Source organism: Streptomyces sp. HP-A2021 (assembly GCF_022807935.1).
Lineage (GTDB): Bacteria > Actinomycetota > Actinomycetes > Streptomycetales > Streptomycetaceae > Streptomyces > Streptomyces afghaniensis.
Genome location: NZ_CP094344.1, coordinates 443235 through 465265, shown reverse-complemented (window position 1 = coordinate 465265; position 22031 = coordinate 443235). Strand labels below are relative to the sequence as shown.

Genomic DNA, 22031 nt, shown 5'->3' with positions numbered 1-22031 from the left:
TCCTTTGGTCGGCGCCCGCTCGCCCTCCGGCCGATGTCCGGCGGCACCCCGCCTTCCTAGCGTGGAGCCATGACGATCGCGACCGAAGAAGGACCGCTGCGGCGTGGGGGCGTACGGCCGGGCGAACGGGCACTCGCCCCCGATCTCGCCCGCGGGATCATGCTGTTGTGCATCGTGCTGTCCAACACGGCCTTCCATCTGTGGGCGGCCCGGCGCGGGCCCTCCGGATGGCAGCCCGTGGACGGCTCGTGGCTGGACCACGCCGTGCAGTTCACCATGATCATGGTGCTCGACCTGCGGATCTACCCGCTCTTCGCCTTCCTCTTCGGCTACGGCATGATGCAGCTCTACCTCCGGCAGACCGCGGCCGGCACCGACGGGCGCGAGGCCGCGAAGGTCCTGCGCAGGCGCAGTCTCTGGCTGATCGTCATCGGCCTGGCCCACGCAACCCTGCTGATGGCCGGGGACATCCTCGGCTTCTACGGAGTCCTGAGCCTCGTCCTGGGTTTGGCCTTCCTGCGGCGGAGCGAACGCGCCCTGACGTGGTGGATCTGGATCGGAGTCGCCCTGATGGCCCTCGTCACGGCCGGGCCCGTCATCAACGCGCTGATCCAGGGCGAGCTGGGCACGCTGGGCGATGCGGACGCCGAGGCCGGCTTCAAGGCGTACGCATCCGACGAGGAGAACTGGCTGACCGCGGCGGGCACCCGGCTCCAGACCGGCCTGTTCATCACCTTCGCCGCCGCCCCGCTGACCCTCGTCGCCGGCGGGTACATCATCTTCCTGCTCGGCTTCTGGGCCGCGCGCCGCCGCATCCTGGAGGAACCGGGCCGCCACCGCAGGCTGCTGCGCAGGACGGCTGTCATCGGCATCGCGGCCGGCTGGCTCGGCGCACTGCCCGCCGCCCTCGCCCACCTCGGCGTCCTGGACGTGCCGGACGACATGCAGAGCGAATCCGGGGCGCTCACTGCCCTCCGCGACATCACGGGCAACGCCGCGGGCCTCGGCTACGTCGCGGCCGTCGCCCTCTTCGCGCACTGGTGGACCACCCGCGGGCCCCGCCGCGGCGCCACGGCGGTGACGGCGGTGGCGTCCGTCGGCAAACGGTCCCTGTCCTGCTACCTCGCCCACTCGCTGCTCTTCGCCCCGGTGCTGGCCGCCTGGGGACTCGGCCTCGGCGCGCACCTGGGCAGCACGACCATGGCGCTCTTCGCGTTCGCCGTCTGGCTGGTCACGGTGGCGGGAGCGTACGCCCTGGAACGGGCCGGCCGCCGGGGCCCCGCCGAAGCGGTGCTGCGACGGCTGATGTACGGGCCCCGGGCCGGCCGGGCGTGACGCGTCGAACGGGGGTGCCGCTCCCACCGGGAGCGGCACCCCTCAGCCGCGGTCAGCGACGCTCGTGCACCCGCACGACCTTCAGCTTCGGCGAGGACAGGATGTCCTTCTCGCAGAAGCGTGACGTCACCCACCGCTCACCGGCGAACAGCCGGGTCTGGTCGGCGAAGTGCGGCGAATCGGGGTTCGACGACTGGGAGTACGTCAGCAGGGTGCGGGCCACCGGGCAGCGGCCGCCGTCCCAGCCCACCGCCTGGAGGTGACTGCTGCCGAACGGCACCTCCGTGTATCCGCCCCGGGCCGCGTTCCACGTCGGTTCGAGCACGTTCCACACGCCGAGCCTGCCCGAGCCGCCGGGCATCGGAAGGCGCTCACCGCCCCGGACGACGAACTGGTGGGCGCCGAGCGGCGCGTCGAGCGCGATGCCCGCGGCGCGCAGTTCCGCCACCGCGTCGGCGAGGGCGACGGCGAAGCCGGGCGCGTCCGTGTTCAGCGTGTTCGGCGTACGCACCGGGTCCGCCGCCGAGAAGGGCACCTTCCACAACTCGGCCTCCGGCACCCCTTGCTCCAGCTTCCGCCAGAACCGGTCGAACAGCAGCGCTCCCCGGCTCCCGGTGTCCATGGTGCGGTCCCACGCCGCCAGCACGGCACAGGCCTCCGACACGTCGACGGCCTTGCCGTCACCGCCCGTCGCCGTGCCGCCGGGCAGCGCGGCACACGCCCGTGCCGCGTCCGTCGCGGTGAGATCACCCGCCGGCACCCGGTTGGCGAACTGCTGCCGTTGCAGGTCCCGTACGGTCAGCCGGCCCCGGTCCGCCATCGCCGCAACGTCCTCGAGCGCGCCGCGCGTGCGCAGGCCGAGCTGCGTCCCCACCGTGCCGAAGACCCGCTCGTATCCGCTGATCGGCCGGTCCGCGTTGGTCATCCACGCGGTGCCGTTGGAGTTCTCCACGTACGGCGCGTCCTTGAGCGTCGGCATCCGCGCCGGCCCGAAGATTCCCGGCGCCGCCGCGTCAGGATCGCTGCCGAGGGCGCACTCGCCGCGCGAGCCGTCGAGGATCGCGATACCGGACGCCGGATACGTGGTCCTGCCCAGCGCCGTCGAGCAGCGCTGCGCCAACTCGTCGGTGATGCGCGGAAGTACCTGGGACTGGGTGAAGAGGGAATGCCCCGCGCGGTCGGCGGCGATCGTGTTCCCCCAGGGGATGCCCTGGTGCCGGGCGAGGGACCCGAGGACGTCATCCGTGCTGCGCGCCTTGCTGAGGCCGAGCGAGGTGTCGGCGAAGCGGAGGTTCGCGGCGTTCGGGTCGTGCAGGGCGTAGGCCGTCGTACCGGTCCACGGCAGGGGGACCTGTGAGTTCAGGGAGGTGACGACAGGGCCGTAGCGGGTCCACCACTGAGTGCGGGTCACCGGCGCGCCGTCCTTCACCGCGACCGTCACGGTCCGCTTCCTCATACGCTCCGGCTCGCCGTCCACGAGGTATGCCGTGGGATCGGCCGGATCCAGCGACAGCTGGTGGAAGTTGGCCGGAATGCCGGTCGAGACGGTGTGGCTCCACGCCACATGTGCGTTGAACCCGATGGACATCGCCGGAGTGCCGAGCAGAGAGCCACCGGAGACGTTCAGCTCGCCGGGGATCGTCTGCTGCGACTGCCAGAACCGGCGCCCGCCCTGCCACGGATAATGCGGGTTGCCCAGCAGCAGACCGCTCCCGTTCGCCGTGGTGTCGCCGCGGAAGGCGACCGCGTTGGAGCCCATGCCGGGGTCGCCCCACAGCTCGTCGGCCGCCTTCGCCACGGCCTTCGCGTCCGGCGTGCGGGCGGCGGGCCGGGAGGACGGGGTGCCGGAGGCGGTGCCGGCTCCGCTCGGTGGCTGCGCGGCTGTGATCGTGTCCACGAAGCGCCCCTCGCCGGAGATCGAGGCGATGGCGAAACCACGGGCCGCCACGTCCAGTTCGGTGACCGGACGGATCCAGGAGGCGCCCGCGCAGGCGGGATCCGTGATCTTCTTCTGCTTCAGCCATGCGTTGTAACCGGCCGCCCAGCCGCGCATCATGTCCCGGACCTCACGGCTCGGGCCCACGGGCGCCGGCTTCGCGAGCAGCTTCTCCACCGTGCGGGTCTCACGGATCCCGCGGAAGTACAGGTCACTGGCGAGATTCGTCCTGGCCCCGGAGAGGGCGCCGCCGGCGGCCGCGGCGGCGCCGAAGTACCGGGAGCGCTCGCCCCGCAGGGTCACGAACCCGTCGGCGAGCGTGCAGACCTCGTCGGACGCCTGCGCCCAGCCCGCACCGAAGCCCAGGCCGGCGTAGTCCTTCGCGAGGATGTGCGGGATGCCGTACTCGGTGTAGCGGATGACGGCGGACAGGCCGTCGCGGGACGAGTGCTGCTCGGCCCGTCCCGGGCCGGGGGCGGCGGCCGCGGGTAACGCGGACGCGGCCGTGAACAGGGCCGTGGCCCCGAGAAGGAGTCGTCTCAGGCGGCTGCGCATCGTGCCCTCCAACGTCAGTGAGGGAAAGGAGACTTGAGGGAACGGACGTGCCGCGTGCGCACATCCGTCCCATGACCTCGGACGCCTCCCGCGGCGGCAGGGTTGAGCCGCTCGGTCCTTGACCTGGCCCGGCGGTGAACCGAGGATCAGGTGTCATGACGACGCCTGGACACGGCAGCACGGTCGACGGAGTCCTGCGACGCAGCGCCCGGCGCACCCCGGCGCGCGTCGCGGTGGAGTACGGCGACCGCACCTGGACGTACGACGAACTGGACACAGCCGTCTCCCGCGCGGCGAGCGTCCTCCTCGGCCAGGGGCTGTCCCCGGGCGACCGGGTGGGCGCCTACGGTCACAACTCCGACGCCTACCTGATCGCCTTCCTGGCCTGCGCCCGCGCGGGCCTGGTGCACGTACCCGTCAACCAGAACCTGACCGGCGACGACCTCGCCTACATCGTCGGCCAGTCCGGCAGCACCCTGGTCCTCGCCGACCCGGACCTCACCGGACGACTCCCCGACGGCGTACGGTCGTTGCCCCTGCGCGACGCCGACGACTCCCTCCTCGCCCGGCTGGCCGAGGCGCCCCCGTACGACGGCCCCGAGCCGCGCACCGAGGACCTCGTGCAACTGCTGTACACGTCGGGGACGACCGCCCTGCCCAAGGGCGCGATGATGACGCACCGAGCCCTGGTGCACGAGTACCTGAGCGCGATCACCGCCCTCGACCTCAGTGCGGGCGACCGTCCCGCGCACTCGCTGCCCCTCTACCACTCGGCGCAGATGCACGTCTTCCTGCTGCCCTACCTCGCGGTCGGCGCGACGAACATCATCCTCGACGCGCCCGACGGCGACCGGCTCTTCGACCTCGTCGAAGCGGGCCGCGTGGACAGCCTGTTCGCCCCGCCCACCGTCTGGATCGCCCTGTCCAACCGCCCCGACTTCGCCACCCGCGACCTGAGCGGCCTGCGCAAGGCGTACTACGGGGCGTCGATCATGCCGGTCCCCGTACTGGAACGGCTGCAGGAACGCCTGCCCGGACTGGCCTTCTACAACTGCTTCGGACAGAGCGAGATCGGCCCCCTGGCCACCGTCCTGGCCCCCGGCGAACACAAGGGGCGCATGGACTCCTGCGGCCGTCCGGTGCTGTTCGTCGACGCGCGGGTCGTCGACGAGGAGGGCAAGGACGTACCGGACGGCACCCCCGGCGAGATCGTCTACCGCTCTCCGCAACTGTGCGAGGGCTACTGGGACAAGCCCGAGGAGACCGCCGAGGCCTTCCGCGACGGCTGGTTCCGCTCCGGCGACCTCGCCGTACGGGACGCGCACGGCTACTACACGATCGTCGACCGGGTGAAGGACGTCATCAACTCCGGTGGCGTACTGGTCGCTTCACGCCAGGTCGAGGACGCCCTCTACACCCATCCCCAAGTCGCCGAGGTTGCGGTCGTGGGACTGCCCGACGAACGCTGGATCGAGGCCGTCACGGCCGTCGTCGTCCCGCGCGGCGAGGTCACCGAGGCGGAACTCATCGCCCACACCCGCGAGAAGCTCACCCACTTCAAGGCCCCGAAGCGGGTGGTGTTCGTGGAGAGCCTCCCGCGCAACGCCAGCGGGAAGATCCTCAAGCGGGAGCTCAGGAAGAGCCTCGGGGGCGGGCCGGGACTAGCGGCCTCGGACGGGTGACCCCTCGCCGCCTCTCGGCGAAACCTGTTGTGCCGAAGACCCGGAGAGCGTGAGGATCGACGCCATGCCGATCTTCACAGCCCCGGACGGGACCCGGCTCGCCTGTCACCTGCGCGGTGCGGGGGAGCCGCTGGTCGTGCTGCCCGGCGGGCCCATGCGCGCTTCCGCGTACCTCGGGAACCTGGGCGGACTCGACGCCCACCGGCGGCTGGTGTTCCTCGATCTGCGCGGCACGGGACAGTCCGCGGTGCCCGAGGATCCGGCGACCTACCGCTGCGACCGGCTCGTGGACGACGTCGAGGCGCTGCGCCGCCACCTGGGCCTGGAGCGGATGGACGTGCTCGCACACTCGGCGGGCGGCAGCCTCGCCCTGCTGTACGCGGCCCGGTATCCGGACCGGCTGGGACGGCTGGCGCTCATCACCGCCACCCCGTGGGCGCTGGGCATGCCGGCGACGGCCGAGGACCGGCTGGCGGCGGCCCGGCTGCGCGTGCCGGAACCCTGGTTCGCCGATGCGTTCCCGGCGTTCGAGGCCTGGCTGTCCGGTACCGGTGACTTCGACCCCGTGTTCCTGCCTTTCTTCTACGGCCGTTGGGACGACGCCGCCCGGGCCCACGCCGACCGCGAGGAGCAGGAGACCAACGACGACGCGGCGGACCGCTACGGGGCGGACGGCGCCTACGACCCGGACGCGACACGGACCGCGCTCGCCCGCGTCACCGCCCCGGTGCTCGTCCTCGCCGGTGAGGTCGACGGCGGCCCGCGTCCCGGACTGGCCCGGCGCGCCGCCGAGGCATTCCCGGCGGCCGAGTTCGCGGTGCAGCCGGGGGCGGGCCACTACCCGTGGCTGGACGACCCGGAGTGGTTCGTGCGACGCGTCGCACGCTTCTTCCAAGAACGGGGCACCGAGGGGGAGTAACGGACCTCCTCTGCTGTCCGCAGAGCGGGTCCGGCCCGCGGCCCACACCCCGCTACCGTGCCCGGCATGGACTTCGAACCGCGCACGGTACGGGCGAACGGCATCACCCAGGCCTACCGCGTCTGGGGGCCGCAGGACGCGCCGCCCGTCGTCCTCCTGCACGCCCGCGGGGCCGACGGTGCCGACTGGGCGGAGACCGCCCCCGCGCTGGCCGCCGGGCCCCGCCGGGTGTACGCCCCCGACCTGCGCGGGCACGGCCGCAGCGACTGGCCCGGCGGATACGCCTACGAGGCCATGCGCGACGACGTGCTCGCCTTCCTCGGCGCGCTCGGCATCGCCCGCGCCGACGTCGTGGGCCACTCGCTCGGCGGCGCCGTCGCCTGCCTGCTCGCCCAGCACAGCCCGCGGCTCGTACGGCGGCTGGTGCTGGAGGACGTACCCGCACCCATCCCGCTGGACCCGCAGCGCCCACCCGCCGAACCTCCGGGCGGGGACCTGCCGTACGACTGGGCGATGATCCTCGCCACCGACGCACAGCGCAACGCCCCGGATCCCGTGTGGTGGGACCACATGGGGCGGATCACCATGCCCACGCTGCTGATCGGTGGCGGGCCGACCAGCCTGATCCCCCAGGAGCAGCTCGACGCCCTCGCAGAACTGCTTCCCGATGCCCGGCGCGTCACCATCGACGCCGGGCATCTCGTGCACGAGGCACGGCCCGAGGAGTTCCTCGCGGCGGTGGTGGAGTTCCTCAGCCCTGTGGACCGTACGCCGTCATGAAACGGTCGCGGAACTTGTCCATGCCCCACCGGGGCGCGTCCGGGGCCGGCTTGAGGCCGTCGCTCCAGCCCCAGTCGGCGACCCGGTCCAGGACCTTCTTGTCGTGGGCGACGATGGTGACCGGCACGTCCTTGCCGGTGTCCCCGGCGGTGACCGTCGGCACCGGCTGGTGGTCGCCGAGGAAGACGAGCACCGTGTCCTCGTCGCCGTAGCGCTCGACCCACTCGGTCAGGCTGCGGATCGAGTACTCGATGGCCTTGCGGTACTCGGTGCGCACCTTCTCCGGGTCCTTCCAGACCTCCGTGGGGTCGGTGCCCTCCTTCTTGATCCGGTGGAACACCGAACCGTCGCCCAGGTCCTCCCAGTCGATCATGTGGGCGATGGGGGACCAGGGGTTGTGGCTGGAGGCCAGGATGATCTCCGCCATGATCGGCTCACGGTTCTTCTTGCCGTGCTCCAGGCGCTGGAAGGCCTCCATGCTGAACTGGTCGGGCACGGGCGTCCAGCTGAAGTACGGGCCGTGGTAGCCGAGGTGCTCCGAGTCGTAGATGTGGTCCAGGCCGAAGTACTTCCCCTCCGGCCAGGCGCGGCGCACGCCGGGGACGATGCCGACGGTCCGCCATGCACCGGTCTTGCCGAAGTAGTTGGTCAGCGTCATGCGGTCGCTGGTGGTCAGGCTGCGGTACCGCTGCTGGTTCTTGATCCACAGACCGGACAGGAAGGTCGAGTGGGCCAGCCAGCTGCCCGCGCCCGTCACCGGCGACTGCAACCAGCCGCTGCGGGACTCGAACCCGGCCGCCTTCAACCGGCCGGTGCCCTCCTTCAGCACGGCGTCGGTCTGCTTCGCCATCGCCGGGTCGTCGATCGCGACGCGGCCGTAGCTCTCGATGAAGGTGAACAGGACGTCCTTGCCGCGCAGGCCCGTGAGCAACTGGTCCGGCGGCGTCTTCGCGAAGGCGTCCACGGCGGCCTGCTTCTGGAAGACCCGAGCGTCCTTCAGACCCGCGCGCACCTGCTCCACGCGGTTGCCGAGGAACTCCGCGTTGCCCTTCGTGGCGATCGGCACGGTGCCGATCTGCACGCCCAGGGTCATGCAGGTGATCCACGCCGTGCCGAGGATCAGCGTCGTACGGGCGGCGACCGGACGGTGCCGGACCATCAGGTTCGTCAGCCGCACCACGGCGAGGGTCGTGAGGACCAGCACCGCGACGAACAGCACGATCACGCCGATCACCGCCAGTACCTGTCCGGTACGGCCGAACGTCTCCCTCAGGAAGTCCGTGGCGTTCTCGATCAGAATCCAGTCCAGGACCAGATCGAAGGGCCGGGCCAGCACCTGGTAGAAGCCCATGTCGACGAACTTCAGCACCGTGACCAGCCCGAGGAACAGGCCCGAGACGACGGCCATGATCCGCCGGGGCCGCGGCGGCAGGGCGAGCAGCAGACCCGCGAGCAGCACACCCTCGGCGGGGATACGGACGAACGAGGCGAACTCGATCCGCTCGATCCGGTTCGGCAGCAGCAGCGCGACGACCACGAGCGCGCCGGCCAGGACGGTCGCGCCGACACTCAAGGCACGCGCCGCGCCTGGATGCCTTGCCCGCCAACCACGCCTTGCCCGCCAACCACGCCATGCCCGCCATCCGCGCCATCGGTCGTGTTCCTGGGCGGTGGCCGGTGCGGCCACATCCGTAGCCGTGTCGCTGCTGTCCCGGGGCTCCGTCTCGGCTGACGCGGCTTCTTCCGTGACGGCCGCGGGCTCGGTGCCGTCGTCCGCCGGGTCGGCCGCGGCGGTGTCGACTTCCCTTTCGGTGTCGGGCAGGTGACGAGACGGCGTGTGGTGCGACACGCGGAGGTTCCTTCCGTACATGGCCTTGCTGCTGGCGCGGCGGACCAGGTTCGTAAGGCCGGGTCCGTCATGCTCCGTACGGCCGACCGTCACCGCCTGTTCAACGACGAAGGTCAACCGCGCGCAAAGAGTACGCCGCAAGCCGGACCAGTCAGAACGTTCCGGCGGTGCGGCGCAGTTCCTCCGCGTCGGCCGTGGCTCCGCACTCCTCGAACAGGTGCAGTGCCTGCCGCCAGGTGGACTGCGCGCTGTCCGCCCCTTCGAGGATGAACCGGCTGTCGCCCAGAACGCGGAGCGCCCTCGCCTCACCGACGCGGTGGCCGGTGGACCGGTGGACCTCCAGGGCCTGCTCGGCCCAGGTCGACGCCGACTGCTGGTCGCCCCGGGCTCGGTGGATGGACGCGATCTCCGTCAGCACCTGTCCCCGCAGCACCGCGTACTCGCTGTCGCCCGTGAGCGCACGGGCCTCGGACGCCAGGTCCAGAGCGCGCTCCAGATCGCCACGGGCACGGTGCAGGGCCGCGAGTTCCCTGGCCGCGATGATCTCACCCCGCTGGAAGCCCGCCTCGCGGGCCAGTCTGAGCGCGGTGTGCAGGTACTCGTCCGCGATGTCGTGGTTGCCCGTGTCGGCGTGGACACCGCCGAGGATGGCCAGCACGTACGACTCCAGCCAGCGGTGCCCGCTGCCGCCGACCAGTTCGTACGCCTCCGAGGCCAGTTCCAGGGCCTGGTCGAAGCGTCCGGCATCGCGGTGCGTGCGCGCGAGGGCCGCGATGGCGTCGGCCCGGTGGTGCGGGGAGGTGCCGCTGCGCCGTGCCAGGTCGACCGCGGCGGTCAGGTGCTGCGCGGACGCCCTCAAGTCTCCGAGGGCCCAGAGGACCGAGCCCACGTTGTCGAGGTTCACGGACTCGTAGCGGTGCTGCCCCAGACGGCGGTTGATCGCCAGCGACTGCTGGAAGTGCTCGAGCGACTCCTCGAGCCTGCCGAGATCCCACAGGACGTTGCCGATGTCGTTCAGGCACCGGGCCTCGTCCTCGGCGGAACCGCCGCCGCGCAGCAGGTCGAGAGCCTGCTGGTGGTGCTCGAACGCCTCTCCCAGTTGTCCGGCACGGCGATGCGCGTAGGCGAGGTGCGTGTGTGCCTCGGCCTCGGCCTCGCTCCAGCCCGCGGCACGGGCCGCCGCCAGGCCGTGTTCTCCTTGCTCGACGGCTGTCTCCGTCCGGCCGAACTTGACGTGCGCCGCGCAAAGGCCGATGTGCAGTGCGGCCAGAACCCGCGGATCCTCCTGCTGTTTCGCGGCACGCAGACCGGCCTCCGACGTGGCCAGCCAGTCGGGACCGGTGCCGTGCTCCGCGAAATACCCCTGCAGGGCGTCGGCCAGCAGCCACGCCGATTCGGGCTCCCCTTGAGCCGCGGCGTCCTGTACGGCCGCTACGAGATTGCTTCGCTCGTCCTCCAGCCAGGCCTCCGCGGAGCCTGGGTCCGTCAGCCGCACAGCCGTGCCGCCCGAGCCCTGCGCCAGGCGTTCCGGAAGATCCAGCCGCAGCGCTCGGGGAGCGACGAGGGTGACGGCTTCGTGGGTGCGGCAGACGTAGAAGTCGAGCATGCGACGCAGTGCGGCGGTCCGTTCCACCTGGGGCTCCTCCTCGTCGGCGCGCTGTTTGGCGTACAACCGCAGCAGGTCGTGGAAACCGTAGCGATTTCGGCGTGGACACTCCATGAGATGGGCCTCGACCAGCAGGTCCAGCAGGCGCCGGGTCTGCGCGACCGAGCCCGAGAACAGCTGGGCGGCGGCCTGCGTGCTCACATCGGTGCCGGTCGGCAGGCCCAGCCGGCGGAAGAGCCGGCGCGCCGCGTCCGGCAGCGCCCGGTAGGACAGCCCGAAGGCCATCGACACCGCGGCCTGATGGTCACCGGCGATGGCGAGCGCGGCCAGCCGGTCGCCCTCACGCAGTTCGTCGACGTAGTCGGCGATGCTCCATTGCGGATGGCTGCCGAGCCAGGCGGCCGCGATCCGCAGCGCCAAGGGCAGGCGACCGCACAACCGCGCCAGTTCCCGGGCGGCTTCGGGTTCGTCGGAGATACGCGCGTCACCTACGGCGGCGTCCAGCAGGTCCACCGCGTGCCCGAGGTTCAGCACGTCCAGCGCGACTCTGCGCGCGCCGTGCGTCGCGGTGAGGCCTGCCAGGTCGTTGCGGCTGGTGACGAGGACGCAGGAGCCGGTGTGGCCGGGGATGAGGGGGCGGAGCTGTTCGGCGTCCGCCGGCGCGTTGTCGAGCAGTATGAGCACCTTCCGCCCGGCCAGCAGACCGCGGAACATGTCCGCCTGTTCGTCCGCGTCGCGTGGAATGCGGTCCGGCGGCACGCCCAGGATGCGCAACAACTTGCCGAGCACCTCGGAGGAGGACAGCGGCGGGGCGTCGTGGGCGTACCCGCGCAGGTTGATGTAGTACTGCCCGTCGGGAAAGTACTCCGACACCCGGTGTGCCCAGTGGACGGCGAGCGCCGTCTTTCCGACGCCCGCGGTCCCGGCGATGGCGGAGATGATCACGGGAGGCCGGCCGGTCGCCCTGTTGCCGCCGGGCAGCAGCAGTGAGTCCAGCTGCTCGATCTTCTCCGTCTGGTTCGTGAATCCCGCCACGTCGGGAGGGAGCCGTGAGGTCGCCAGGACATAGGACGGCAGCGGATTCTGAACGGGAGCCAGGTGCACTTCGCGGGCCTGGATCAGATGTCCGCCGACGGAGTTCCCGGAAGACTGACCGACCACGCCGTCCTCGCGGGCGACGGCCTGATGATGTGCCGCCACCCAGGTGGAGCGCAGCCGCATGCCGAAGTCGGGGTCGTCCTCGGCAGTCGTCTCCAGCACGCGGGCGAGTCGTTCGAGAGCGCCCGCGTTCTCGGGCGATTCCTCCGCTTCCTGCAGAGCGGCCTGCGCCTCGGTGTCTCCCCGGAAGCGGGCGCGGACCATCTGCGACAGACTGCCCCACGCGCTCTGGATCCCGCCGGCCAGTGCCTCGGCCCCTCTGGCCGCCAGAGTGGTCGCGATGGCCAGTGTCACTGGATCCGACACATTTCCCCCGAGATGCGTACCGATCGCCCGATGGCTGAGCGCCGAGGGAAATCATCGCAGAATCGGGCGTCGCCCGTCAGGCACTTGATCTGCCAATGTTCCCCGGGGCAGGGGGCCCATGCCGCCATGGTTCAGCGGTCCGCGGCGACCGCCACCTCCCGCGCCCACCGGTAGTCCGCCTTGCCGCTCGGCGACCGCTGGATGGCCTGCGCTATCACCAGTTGCCGCGGGATCTTGTATCCGGCCAGCCGGTCCCGGCAGTGGCTCTGGATCTCCTCCAGCGACGGGCGCGCTGCGCCCTCCCGCACCTGCACCACCGCTGCCACATGGTGGCCCCACTGAGGGTCAGGCACCCCGGCCACCAGCGCGTCGTAGACGTCCGGGTGGGACTTGAGGGCCTGCTCGACCTCCTCCGGGTACACCTTCTCGCCGCCGGTGTTGATGCACTGCGAGCCGCGGCCGAGGACGGTGACCACGCCCTCCTCGTCGACGGTGGCCATGTCGCCGAGCAGGACCCAGCGCTCGCCGTCCTTCTCGAAGAAGGTGGCGGCGGTCTTGGCCGGGTCGTTGTAGTAGCCGAGCGGTACGTGTCCGCACTGGGCGACCCTGCCCACCTCGCCGGGCGCCACCGGTTCGTACGTGACCGGGTCCACCACCTGCGTACGGGCGTTGACCCGCACCCGGAAGCCCCGCTCGGGCCCCGAGTCCTCGGTCGCCGTCCCGTTGAAACCGGACTCCGACGAGCCGAAGTTGTTCAGCAGCATGGCGTTCGGCACCAGTTCCCGGAACTGCCGCCGCACCGTGTCCGACATGATCGCGCCGGACGACGACACACTGAACAGCGACGAGCGGTCGATGTCCCGCAGCGGCCCCCTCAGCGCGTCGATGAGCGGCCTCAGCATCGCGTCCCCCACCAGCGAGATGCTGCTGACCTTCTCCTTCTCCACGGTCCGCAGCACCTCCTCCGGCACGAACTTGCGGTGGATCACCACCCGCTGCCCGAAGTTGAAGCCGATGAACGCCGTGAGGGTGGAGGTGCCGTGCATCAGCGGCGCCGTGGGGAAGAAGGTGATCCCCGCGCCGCCGGCCGCGACCCGCTCGGCGAGCTCCTCCGGCTTCTTCACCGGTTCACCGGTCGGAGCGCCCCCGCCGAGCCCCGCGAAGAACAGATCCTCCTGCCGCCACATCACCCCCTTGGGCATGCCGGTCGTACCGCCGGTGTAGATGATGAACTGGTCATCGGGCGAGCGGGCCGGGAAGCCGCGCTCGGGCGACCCCGCGGTGTCCACATGGGCGAACTCCACACAGGGCACCTCGGCGGCTCCCGGCGAAGGTGCACCCACCCGGATCAGATGCCGCAGCCTCTCCGTCCGGGGCCGCGCCGCCGCCACCCGGTCCGTGAACTCCGCGTCGAAGACGAGCGCCACCAGGTCCGCGTCCCGGTAGAGGTACACCAATTCCTCTTCGACGTACCGGTAGTTGACGTTGACCGGGACGATCCGCGCCTTCAGGCAGCCCAGCACCGTCTGGAGGTACTCCACGCCGTTGTAAAGGTGCAGCCCGAGGTGCTCACCGGGCCGTATCCCGCTGTCGAGCAGATGGTGGCCGACCCGGTTGGCCGCAGCGTCCAGCTCCGCGAACGTCAGACGGCGCTCCGCGCCCGTGCCCGGATGGTCGACGTACACCAGCGCCTCACGGTCGGGAACGACGTCGACGACCGACTCGAACAGGTCGGCAAGGTTGTACTCCACCGCTCCTCCTGACCCCGGGACGTGCCTGGCATCGGACGGTTCGCCGGTCATCAGAGCAAAGGGCGGTCCAACTGTGAAGGGCTCGCGCGAAGAAATCTGACTGTCTGTCAGAAAACCCTTGAAGTGCCTCCCGCACTACTGCAACCTGTTCTCGTTCCACGAGAGGGGAGTTGGCCATGGGTGGGACGGAACACCTCACCGTGCAGCGCGAAGGCGCCACACTGGTGCTCACGCTCAACAGGCCCGAAGCCAGGAACGCGCTCTCGCTGCCGATGCTCGTCGGCCTCTACGACGGCTGGCTGGAGGCCGACGCGGACGACTCGGTGCGCTCGATCGTGTTCACCGGCGCGGGCGGCACGTTCTGCTCGGGCATGGACCTCAAGGCCCTCGCCGGCGACGGCATGGCGGGCGAGGAGTACCGCGACCGGCTCAAGGCCGACCCCGACCTGCACTGGAAGGCGATGCTGCGTCACCACCGCCCGCGCAAGCCGGTGATCGCGGCCGTCGAGGGCTACTGCGTCGCGGGCGGCACCGAGATGCTCCAGGGCACCGACATCCGCGTCGCAGGCGAGTCCGCGACCTTCGGCCTGTTCGAGGTGCGGCGCGGCCTGTTTCCCATCGGCGGATCCACGGTCCGGCTGCCACGCCAGATCCCGCGCACCCACGCCCTGGAGATGCTCCTCACCGGCCGCCCCTACAGCGCCCGCGAGGCCGCAGCCATCGGCCTGGTCGGCCATGTCGTCCCCGACGGCACGGCGTTCGCCAAGGCACTGGAGATCGCTGAGCTGATCAACTCCTGCGGCCCCCTGGCCGTCGAGGCCGTCAAGGCCTCCGTCTACGAGACCGCCGAGATGACCGAGTCCGACGGTCTCGCGGCCGAACTCACCCGCGGCTGGCCGGTCTTCGACACCGCCGACGCCAAGGAGGGCGCCCGCGCCTTCGCGGAGAAGCGACCGCCCCTCTACAAGCGCGCGTAGCGCTGCGCCGGCTTTGGCCGGTTCAGAGCTGCGGGTCGTCGGTGGCTGAGCGCGCAGTTCCCCGCGCCCCTGAGGGGCGCGCCCCGTGCACGCCGATTCGAAGGAGGCAGGCCCTCAATGTCCGCAGTTCTCAAGGCGCCGCTTGTCGTCGAATTTCCCTTCACCCGCTCCCTCGGGCCCGTCCAGGGTGCCTTCCTGACCGGTCTGCGGGAACGTGTGATCCTCGGGGTCAAGACCCGCGACGGCCGTATCCTGGTCCCGCCCGTCGAATACGACCCCGTCACCGCCGAGGAGATCCGCGACCTCGTCCACGTCGGTCCCACGGGCACCGTCACCACCTGGGCCTGGAATCACGAACCTCGCCGAGGCCAGCCCCTGGACACGCCCTTCGCCTGGGTCCTGGTGCAACTCGATGGCGCCGACACTGCCCTCCTGCACGCCCTCGACGCCCCCGGCCCCGACGTCGTCCACACCGGCATGCGCGTCCGCGTCCGCTGGGCCGAGGAACGCACCGGTGCCATCACGGACATCGCCTGCTTCGAGCCGTACGACGGAGAGGTCTCCACCCTCACCGTCCACGCGGGCGAGTTCGAGGACCCTGTCACCGGCATCGTCGCCGCCGCCCGCCTCGACTACACCTACTCGCCAGGGCGCGCCCAGACCGCCTACATCAACGCCCTCGGCGGCCGGCGGACCGTCGGTGAGCGCTGCCCGTCCTGCCGGAAGGTGTACGTCCCTCCGAGGGGTGCGTGTCCCACATGTGGGGTGGCCACATCCGAACAGGTCGAGGTGGGGCCGCGCGGCACAGTGACCACGTTCTGCATCGTCAACATCAAGGCTGCGCATACGGCGAATCTCGACATCGAGGTGCCCTACGTCTACGCCCACATCGCTCTCGACGGCGCGGACCTCGCCCTGCACGGCCGTATCGGCGGCATCCCGTACGACGAGGTCCGCATGGGGCTGCGCGTCGAGCCCGTGTGGACCGAGGGCGGCCGCTATCCCGACCACTACCGGCCCACCGGCGAACCGGACGCGGACTACGACACCTACAAGGAGCTGCTGTGACGAGCGCACCGGGGGACCGCGAGATCGCCGTCGTCGCCTTCGCCCAGACCGTCCACCGGCGCACCAGCGACGAGCTCTCCGAGGTGGAGATGCTCATGCCGGTGCTGCACGAGGTCCTCGACCGGACCGGCCTGAAGACCGCCGACATCGACTTCACCTGCTCCGGCTCCAGCGACTACCTCGCCGGCCGCGCCTTCTCCTTCACCCTCGCCCTCGACGGCGTCGGCGCCTGGCCGCCCATCTCCGAGTCGCACGTCGAGATGGACGGCGCCTGGGCCCTGTACGAGGCCTGGACCAAACTCCTCACCGGTGACGCCGACACCGCCCTGGTCTACGCGTACGGCAAGTCCTCGCCCGGCTCGGTCCGCGACGTCCTCACCCGCCAGCTCGACCCGTACTACGTCGCACCCCTGTGGCCCGACTCCGTGGCGCTCGCCGCCCTCCAGGCACAGGCCCTCATCGACACCGGCGACACCGACGAACCGGCGCTCGCGGCCGTAGCCGCCCGCAACCGGGAGAACGCGGCGGCCAACCCCCACGCCCAGCTGCGCCACAGTGTGCCGCAGGGCGACCACCTCGTGCGGCCCCTGCGCACCGGCGACTGCCCGCCCATCGGCGACGGCGCCGCCGCCGTGATCCTCGCGGCGGGCGACCGGGCCCGCGACCTGTGCGCACGCCCCGCCTGGATCCGCGGCATCGACCACCGCATCGAGGCACACGGCCTCGGCGTGCGCGACCTGACCGACTCGCCCTCCACCCGCCTGGCCGCCGAACGGGCCGGCGCCTTCGAACGGCCCGTCGACACCGCCGAGCTGCACGCGCCCTTCACCGCCCAGGAGATCGTCCTGCGCAAGGCCCTCCGCCTCGACGACGGCGTCGTCGTCAACCCCTCCGGCGGCGCCCTCGCCGCCAACCCGATCATGGCCGCCGGTCTCATCCGCATCGGAGAAGCCGCCGCCCGCATCCACCGCGGCGCGTCCGACCGCGCCCTCGCCCACGCCACCTCCGGCCCCTGCCTCCAGCAGAACCTGGTCGCCGTACTCGAAGGGGAGCCCCGATGAGCAAGGAGCCCGTGGCCGTCGTCGGCGTCGGCCAGACCAAGCACGTCGCGGCACGCCGGGACGTGTCCCTCGCGGGACTCGTCCGGGAGGCGGCCCGCCGGGCCCTGGACGACGCCGAGCTGACGTGGGCCGACGTCGACGCGGTCGTGATCGGCAAGGCGCCCGACTTCTTCGAGGGCGTCATGATGCCGGAGCTGTACCTCGCCGACGCGCTCGGCGCCGTCGGCAAACCCATGCTCCGGGTGCACACCGCGGGCTCGGTCGGCGGATCCACCGCGCTCGTCGCCGCGAACCTCGTCGCGGCCCGCGTCCACGGCACCGTCCTCACCCTCGCCTTCGAAAAGCAGTCCGAGTCGAACGCCATGTGGGGCCTGTCCCTGCCCATCCCCTTCCAACAGCCCCTCCTCGCGGGAGCCGGCGGGTTCTTCGCCCCGCACATCCGCGCCTACATGCGGCGCAGCGGCGCCCCCGAGACGATCGGCGCCCTGGTCGCCTACAAGGACCGCCGCAACGCCCTGAAGAACCCTTATGCCCACCTGCACGAGCACGACATCACCCTCGACAAGGTCATGGCCTCGCCCATGCTGTGGGACCCGGTCCGCTACTCGGAGACCTGCCCCTCCTCCGACGGCGCCTGCGCCATGATCCTCACCGACCGCGCCGGAGCCGCCCGGGCACCGCGACCGCCCGCCTGGATGCTGGGCGGCGCGATGCGCAGCGAGCCGACGCTCTTCGCCGGCAAGGACTTCGTCTCCCCGCAGGCCGGCCGGGACTGCGCGGCCGACGTCTACCGGCAGGCCGGGATCACCGACCCCCGCCGCGAGATCGACGGCGCCGAGGTCTACGTCCCGTTCTCCTGGTACGAGCCGATGTGGCTGGAGAACCTGGGCTTCGCCGGTGAGGGCGAAGGGTGGAAGCTCACCGAGGCGGGCGTGACCGAACTGGACGGTGACCTGCCCGTCAACATGTCGGGCGGCGTGCTGTCCACCAACCCCATCGGCGCCTCCGGCATGATCCGCTTCGCGGAGGCGGCGCTCCAGGTGCGCGGACAGGCCGGGGAACACCAGGTGGACGGCGCCCGCAGGGTCCTCGGGCACGCCTACGGCGGCGGCTCGCAGTTCTTCTCCATGTGGCTCGTGGGAGCCGAGCCCCCGGACTCCTGAAAGGTCCCCCTCACGTGCCCTGTCGGCCATGGGACACGATCGCTAGGCTGGCCGCGGACGACGAATCGGGAGGAGCACGGACGTGGCCGAGACCACCACCCAGCAGCGCCCGCTCACGGGCTGGGACAAGCCGGAGCTGGACCTCACCAACGCACAGTGGCAGTCCAGCAGCCGGGGGCGGGGGGATGTCCAGATCGCCTTCGTCGAGGGCTTCATCGCCATGCGGAACAGTGCCCGCCCGGAGAGCCCCTCCCTGATCTTCACGCCCGCCGAGTGGGGCGCCTTCGTGTCGGGAGCGCGGGAAGGGGAGTTCGACCTCACCTGAGGCGAGGCCGCGCGCCCTCGCCGCGGCACCCCGGAAACGGTCCCGGACCGGCCGTGACCCCACGGCCGATCCGGGGGTGTTCCGCCCGCGTTTCCGGACACGCGACCTGAGACTTCCTCCCCGGGCCCGCGCCTGAGCCAGGCTGGCCCCGGAGGGACGGTCGTATCCCGGAAGGCGAGGATCCCATGAGCACCCTGCCGGTCATCGCGGCGGTCGACGGCTCGGACGACAGCCTGCGCGCCCTGGAGTGGGCCCTCGACGCGGCCCGCCGGCGTTCGGCACCCCTGCGTGCGGTGCATGTACGCCAGTACGCCCACTGGGCGCAGCCCGAGGTGCTCGCCGCCGAACCCGCGGACCCGCAGGACGACCCGGTGCTCGACCGGGTCCGCGCCCACGTGGAGAGCCTCCCCGCCCGGCCCGACACGGAGTACCTCGCTCTGGAGGGCGCCCCCGGCGCCGTCCTGCCCGAACTGGGCTCTTCCGCCCAGCTGCTGGTTCTCGGCTCCCGGGGGCGCGGCGGCTTCGCCAGTCTGCTGCTCGGCTCCAACGGCATGGCCGCCGCCCGCGATGCCGAGTGCCCCGTCGTGGTGGTGCCCCGGCCCGGACGCGAGGTCCACGGCGAGGCGGGGACCGGTCCCGGCTCGCGCGTGGTGGTCGGTCTGAAGGTGGACGGCCCCGACGAGGCCACGCTCGAGTTCGCCTTCGCCGAGGCAGCGCGGCGCGGCGCCCGGCTCCAGGCGGTCGCCGCCTACCCGTGGCCCGCGCAGCCCTGGATGATGCCCGGCGAACTGCCCCCGCCGATCGTCGACCAGGACGTCATCCAGGACGAGACCCGGGTCCTCGCCGAGGGATTCCTCGCCCCCTACCGCGAACGGCACCCCGACGTCACGGCCGAGACCGTTCCGGCGGCGGGCGACGCCGCCGGACACCTCGTGGCGGCCTCCCCGGGCGCCGACCTCGTCGTCGTGGGCCGTCACCGGCGGCACCTGCTGGCACCCGCCCGCATGATGGGCTCGGTCACCCACGCCGTCCTGCTGCACGCCGCGAGCCCCGTCGCGGTGGTCCCGCCGGCACCGCCGGAGGACTGACCCCGCGGTAATGGATACCGGCAGGCCTATCATTAGCCCCATGCGGGAACCGATCAGCAGGGACGCCCGGCTCGCCCTGGACCTGGCCCTCACCCTCCGGCACGACGGCAACGGCGGTGTCGCCGACGACTTGACCGACCCGGCGGGCCTGACGGCCTGGGTCCGGGCACACCCCGAGGTCCTGCCGGACGCCGGCCGTTTCACCGCCGACGCCGCGCAGTTCGCCGCCGTCCTTGACCTGCGGGCCGCCGTCCGCGCCCTCTTCGCCCGCGCCGTGCGCCCCGGCGAGCCGAGCCCCGCCGACGCGGCCCGTCTCCTGCCCGTACCCGAAGCCGTACGGCGCCTCAACGAGGCTGCCGCCCGCACCCCCACCGTGCCCGTCCTGGACTGGCCCGAGGGCACCGGACCCGACGTCCGTCACCAGCCCGTACGCGGCGGCGACGACCTGACGTCCGCCCTCGCCCAGGCTGTGATCGCGTTCCTCGCGAGCCCCGACCGCGACCGGCTGCGGGCCTGCCACGCGCCCCGCTGTGTGCGGTACTTCCTCAAGGACCATCCGCGCCAGGAGTGGTGCAAACCCTCCTGCGGCAACCGCGCCCGGGTGGCCCGCCACCACCAACGGCACCGGACGACGGCCTGAGGCACTGCTGGGCCCGATCGGGTCGTCGCCCGGGCGGCACTTCGCAGGCCGGGCCACGTACCATGGCGACATGTCGTTCCTCCGCCGCCGCAGCGCCACGCCCGCCGGGCCCGACTTCGACGTACTGGCCATGGACCCGGGCGACTGGCCCGGCAACCTCGGTGCGGGACTGCTGCCCGCTCCCGACGGCACCTGCCAGGGCGTCTTCCTGCGTTACGACCTGTTCGGCGGCCGCGGCCCCGCGATGATCATCGGTAACCTGCCGGAGGGCTCCCCGGCCCGCGAGGTCCCCGAGGGACAGGTCCCCTTCGAGGTGGGACAGCTGCTGCTGGCACTGGAGAACGACGAGGAGATCACCGTCGTCGGCACAGAGGACGTGCCGGTGATGCAGGGCGACAACCTCCTGATCGTGCGCCGCGTCAAGCTCTCCGAGGGCCGCATCTCCTGCGTGCAGTTCGACCGCAGCGACAACGTCCTGGTGACCATCGCCGCCTGGGACCGCCCCATCACGGACGACCTGTACGCCCTCCTCAAACCGCTGCCCGCGGAGCTGTTCCAGCAGGGCTGAGCCGACGGGCGGTACGCCGCAGACACGAAAAGGGCCGCTGTGCGCCTGGCCAGGCACACAGCGGCCCCTTCGTCCCCGTCAGCGAGTGCCGACCGCCGCGCGCACGGCCCGCCGGGCCATCTGGCAGTCGTCGTGCAGCCGCCGCAGCAGCAGCCGCTGCTCCTCGCCGGACGGCGCAGCACCAGGGTGGGCCGTACCCGGTGCCGCCGGGGTCGCGTCGTGCATCGAACGCTGCACGGCCGTCTCGTACCTACGGATCTCCCGGGTCAGCACCAGCATCAGGTTCACCAGGAAGGCGTCCCTGGACGCCGGGCCCGCCGACTGGGCGATCTGGCTGATCTGGCGACGGGCGACCGGTGCGTCCCCGAGCACCGACCACAGCGTCGCCAGGTCGTACCCCGGCAGATACCAGCCCGCGTGCTCCCAGTCCACCAGCACTGGACCGGCCGGTGACAGGAGGATGTTCGACAACAGTGCGTCGCCGTGGCAGAACTGGCCCATGCCCTGCCGCCCGGCCGCCTGCGCGATGCCGTGCAGCAGCTTCTGGAGATCACCCAGGTCCCGGTCGGTGAGCAGGCCCAGCTCGTGGTACCGCGAGATCCGGGCCGCGTAGTCCAGCGGGGCGTCGAACGTGCCCGCCGGCGGCCGCCAGGCGTTCAGCCGGCAGATCGCGCCGAGTGCCGCCCTGATGTCCGCCCGCGGCGGTGCCTCGGCCGGGTGCCGCTGGAGCGCGGCCACCCGCCCCGGCATCCGCTCGATCACCAGTGTGCAGTTGTCCGGGTCCGCCGCGATCAGTCTCGGCACCCGCACCGGAGGGCGGTGCCGGACGAACGAGCGGTACGCCGCTATCTCGTGGCGGATCCGCTCGGACCAGGCGGGGGAGTGGTCCAGTAAACACTTGGCGACGGCCGAGCTGCGACCGGTGGTGCCGACCAGGAGCACGGACCGCCCGTTGCGGCGCAGGACCTGCACCGGGGCGAACTCCGGGCAGATGCGGTGCACCGACGCGATCGCCGTGCGCAGCTGCGCGCCCTGGGGGCCGGACAAGTCGAGTCTCCCGCTGAGCGGTTGGGTGCCGAGTACCGCGCCGCGCCGTGCCCTGCCCGCACCGAGCACGGGGGCCGCCGGCCGCGCGGGGGCGAGGTAGGGGCCGCTGTCCGTGGGACGGGGGTGCAGCGACCGGGGCGGTGCGGACACGGAGGACGATGCTGCGTACATGGGCGAAACAGATCCCTTCGTGTGCCTGCGACGACAGCGCACCACC

General features: G+C 71.8%; 17 protein-coding genes. 12 read left to right on the top strand and 5 right to left on the bottom strand.

Going from position 1 to position 22031, the window contains the following annotated elements; translation table 11 throughout:
• Positions 1-69: 69 nt before the first annotated feature.
• Positions 70-1335 (top strand): DUF418 domain-containing protein, encoded by a 1266-nt coding sequence (locus MQE23_RS02220; RefSeq protein ID WP_243378031.1) that lies wholly within the window; start codon positions 70-72, stop codon positions 1333-1335.
• Between the two features lie 52 nt (positions 1336-1387).
• Here MQE23_RS02220 and MQE23_RS02215 read toward each other — a convergent pair whose 3' ends face one another.
• Positions 1388-3826 (bottom strand): penicillin acylase family protein, encoded by a 2439-nt coding sequence (locus MQE23_RS02215; protein ID WP_243378030.1) that lies wholly within the window; start codon positions 3824-3826, stop codon positions 1388-1390.
• A gap of 155 nt (positions 3827-3981) precedes the next feature.
• Between MQE23_RS02215 and MQE23_RS02210 the strand changes: the two genes are divergently transcribed.
• The 3 genes from MQE23_RS02210 (at position 3982) to MQE23_RS02200 (ending at position 7207) form a co-directional block, all read left to right on the top strand.
• Positions 3982-5508: an acyl-CoA synthetase gene (locus MQE23_RS02210; RefSeq protein ID WP_243378028.1), complete on the top strand. Its 1527-nt coding sequence runs from the start codon at positions 3982-3984 to the stop codon at positions 5506-5508.
• A gap of 64 nt (positions 5509-5572) precedes the next feature.
• Positions 5573-6427 carry an alpha/beta hydrolase gene (locus tag MQE23_RS02205; RefSeq protein WP_243378027.1) on the top strand — a complete coding sequence of 285 codons (855 nt, stop codon included), beginning with the start codon at positions 5573-5575 and terminating at the stop codon, positions 6425-6427.
• A 66-nt stretch (positions 6428-6493) separates the two neighbouring features.
• Complete coding sequence (locus MQE23_RS02200; protein WP_037666132.1) at positions 6494-7207, top strand: alpha/beta hydrolase; 714 nt, start codon at positions 6494-6496, stop codon at positions 7205-7207.
• Here MQE23_RS02200 and MQE23_RS02195 read toward each other — a convergent pair.
• The 3 genes from MQE23_RS02195 to MQE23_RS02185 form a co-directional block, all read right to left on the bottom strand.
• The gene (locus MQE23_RS02195; protein WP_243378025.1) at positions 7179-9056 is read right to left on the bottom strand and encodes a sulfatase; all 1878 of its coding nucleotides are present in this window, start codon (positions 9054-9056) and stop codon (positions 7179-7181) included. The genes MQE23_RS02200 and MQE23_RS02195 overlap by 29 nt on opposite strands.
• A gap of 151 nt (positions 9057-9207) precedes the next feature.
• The gene (locus MQE23_RS02190; RefSeq protein ID WP_243378024.1) at positions 9208-12114 is read right to left on the bottom strand and encodes a tetratricopeptide repeat protein; all 2907 of its coding nucleotides are present in this window, start codon (positions 12112-12114) and stop codon (positions 9208-9210) included.
• A gap of 143 nt (positions 12115-12257) precedes the next feature.
• Complete coding sequence (locus MQE23_RS02185) at positions 12258-13877, bottom strand: acyl-CoA synthetase (protein WP_243378022.1); 1620 nt, start codon at positions 13875-13877, stop codon at positions 12258-12260.
• A 176-nt stretch (positions 13878-14053) separates the two neighbouring features.
• Here MQE23_RS02185 and MQE23_RS02180 point away from each other — a divergent pair, with 176 nt between their 5' ends.
• The 8 genes from MQE23_RS02180 (at position 14054) to MQE23_RS02145 (ending at position 20767) form a co-directional block, all read left to right on the top strand.
• A complete protein-coding gene (locus MQE23_RS02180; protein WP_243378021.1) occupies positions 14054-14854 on the top strand; it encodes a crotonase/enoyl-CoA hydratase family protein in 801 nt (266 codons plus the stop codon).
• 117 nt (positions 14855-14971) lie between these two features.
• A complete protein-coding gene (locus tag MQE23_RS02175) occupies positions 14972-15922 on the top strand; it encodes an OB-fold domain-containing protein (RefSeq protein WP_243378019.1) in 951 nt (316 codons plus the stop codon).
• Complete coding sequence (locus MQE23_RS02170; RefSeq protein WP_243378018.1) at positions 15919-16983, top strand: thiolase domain-containing protein; 1065 nt, start codon at positions 15919-15921, stop codon at positions 16981-16983. Before MQE23_RS02175 ends, MQE23_RS02170 begins: the two co-directional genes overlap by 4 nt.
• Positions 16980-18146 carry a thiolase domain-containing protein gene (locus tag MQE23_RS02165; RefSeq protein ID WP_243378017.1) on the top strand — a complete coding sequence of 389 codons (1167 nt, stop codon included), beginning with the start codon at positions 16980-16982 and terminating at the stop codon, positions 18144-18146. The genes MQE23_RS02170 and MQE23_RS02165 overlap by 4 nt, the downstream gene beginning before the upstream one ends.
• A gap of 82 nt (positions 18147-18228) precedes the next feature.
• Positions 18229-18471, top strand: a complete 243-nt coding sequence (locus MQE23_RS02160; protein WP_010033039.1) for a DUF397 domain-containing protein — start codon at positions 18229-18231, stop codon at positions 18469-18471.
• 185 nt (positions 18472-18656) lie between these two features.
• Complete coding sequence (locus MQE23_RS02155) at positions 18657-19559, top strand: universal stress protein (RefSeq protein WP_243378016.1); 903 nt, start codon at positions 18657-18659, stop codon at positions 19557-19559.
• Between the two features lie 40 nt (positions 19560-19599).
• Entirely contained in the window at positions 19600-20199 is a 600-nt protein-coding gene (locus tag MQE23_RS02150; RefSeq protein ID WP_020269338.1) for an ABATE domain-containing protein, read from the top strand.
• 70 nt (positions 20200-20269) lie between these two features.
• A complete protein-coding gene (locus MQE23_RS02145; protein WP_020269337.1) occupies positions 20270-20767 on the top strand; it encodes a hypothetical protein in 498 nt (165 codons plus the stop codon).
• A 78-nt stretch (positions 20768-20845) separates the two neighbouring features.
• Here the strand turns inward: MQE23_RS02145 and MQE23_RS02140 are convergent, their stop codons facing one another.
• Positions 20846-21985 carry an aminoglycoside phosphotransferase family protein gene (locus tag MQE23_RS02140; RefSeq protein ID WP_037666293.1) on the bottom strand — a complete coding sequence of 380 codons (1140 nt, stop codon included), beginning with the start codon at positions 21983-21985 and terminating at the stop codon, positions 20846-20848.
• Positions 21986-22031 lie beyond the last annotated feature (46 nt).

Excerpts from the sequence above, each read along its gene's own strand:
- MQE23_RS02210 (WP_243378028.1), top strand. The coding sequence starts at position 3,982 with ATGACGACGCCTGGACACGGCAGCACGGTCGACGGAGTCCTGCGACGC.
- MQE23_RS02215 (WP_243378030.1), bottom strand. The coding sequence starts at position 3,826 with ATGCGCAGCCGCCTGAGACGACTCCTTCTCGGGGCCACGGCCCTGTTC.
- MQE23_RS02175 (WP_243378019.1), top strand. The coding sequence starts at position 14,972 with ATGTCCGCAGTTCTCAAGGCGCCGCTTGTCGTCGAATTTCCCTTCACC.
- MQE23_RS02145 (WP_020269337.1), top strand. The coding sequence starts at position 20,270 with ATGTCGTTCCTCCGCCGCCGCAGCGCCACGCCCGCCGGGCCCGACTTC.
- MQE23_RS02180 (WP_243378021.1), top strand. The coding sequence starts at position 14,054 with ATGGGTGGGACGGAACACCTCACCGTGCAGCGCGAAGGCGCCACACTG.
- MQE23_RS02150 (WP_020269338.1), top strand. The coding sequence starts at position 19,600 with ATGCGGGAACCGATCAGCAGGGACGCCCGGCTCGCCCTGGACCTGGCC.
- MQE23_RS02205 (WP_243378027.1), top strand. The coding sequence starts at position 5,573 with ATGCCGATCTTCACAGCCCCGGACGGGACCCGGCTCGCCTGTCACCTG.
- MQE23_RS02200 (WP_037666132.1), top strand. The coding sequence starts at position 6,494 with ATGGACTTCGAACCGCGCACGGTACGGGCGAACGGCATCACCCAGGCC.
- MQE23_RS02220 (WP_243378031.1), top strand. The coding sequence starts at position 70 with ATGACGATCGCGACCGAAGAAGGACCGCTGCGGCGTGGGGGCGTACGG.
- MQE23_RS02165 (WP_243378017.1), top strand. The coding sequence starts at position 16,980 with ATGAGCAAGGAGCCCGTGGCCGTCGTCGGCGTCGGCCAGACCAAGCAC.
- MQE23_RS02155 (WP_243378016.1), top strand. The coding sequence starts at position 18,657 with ATGAGCACCCTGCCGGTCATCGCGGCGGTCGACGGCTCGGACGACAGC.
- MQE23_RS02140 (WP_037666293.1), bottom strand. The coding sequence starts at position 21,985 with ATGTACGCAGCATCGTCCTCCGTGTCCGCACCGCCCCGGTCGCTGCAC.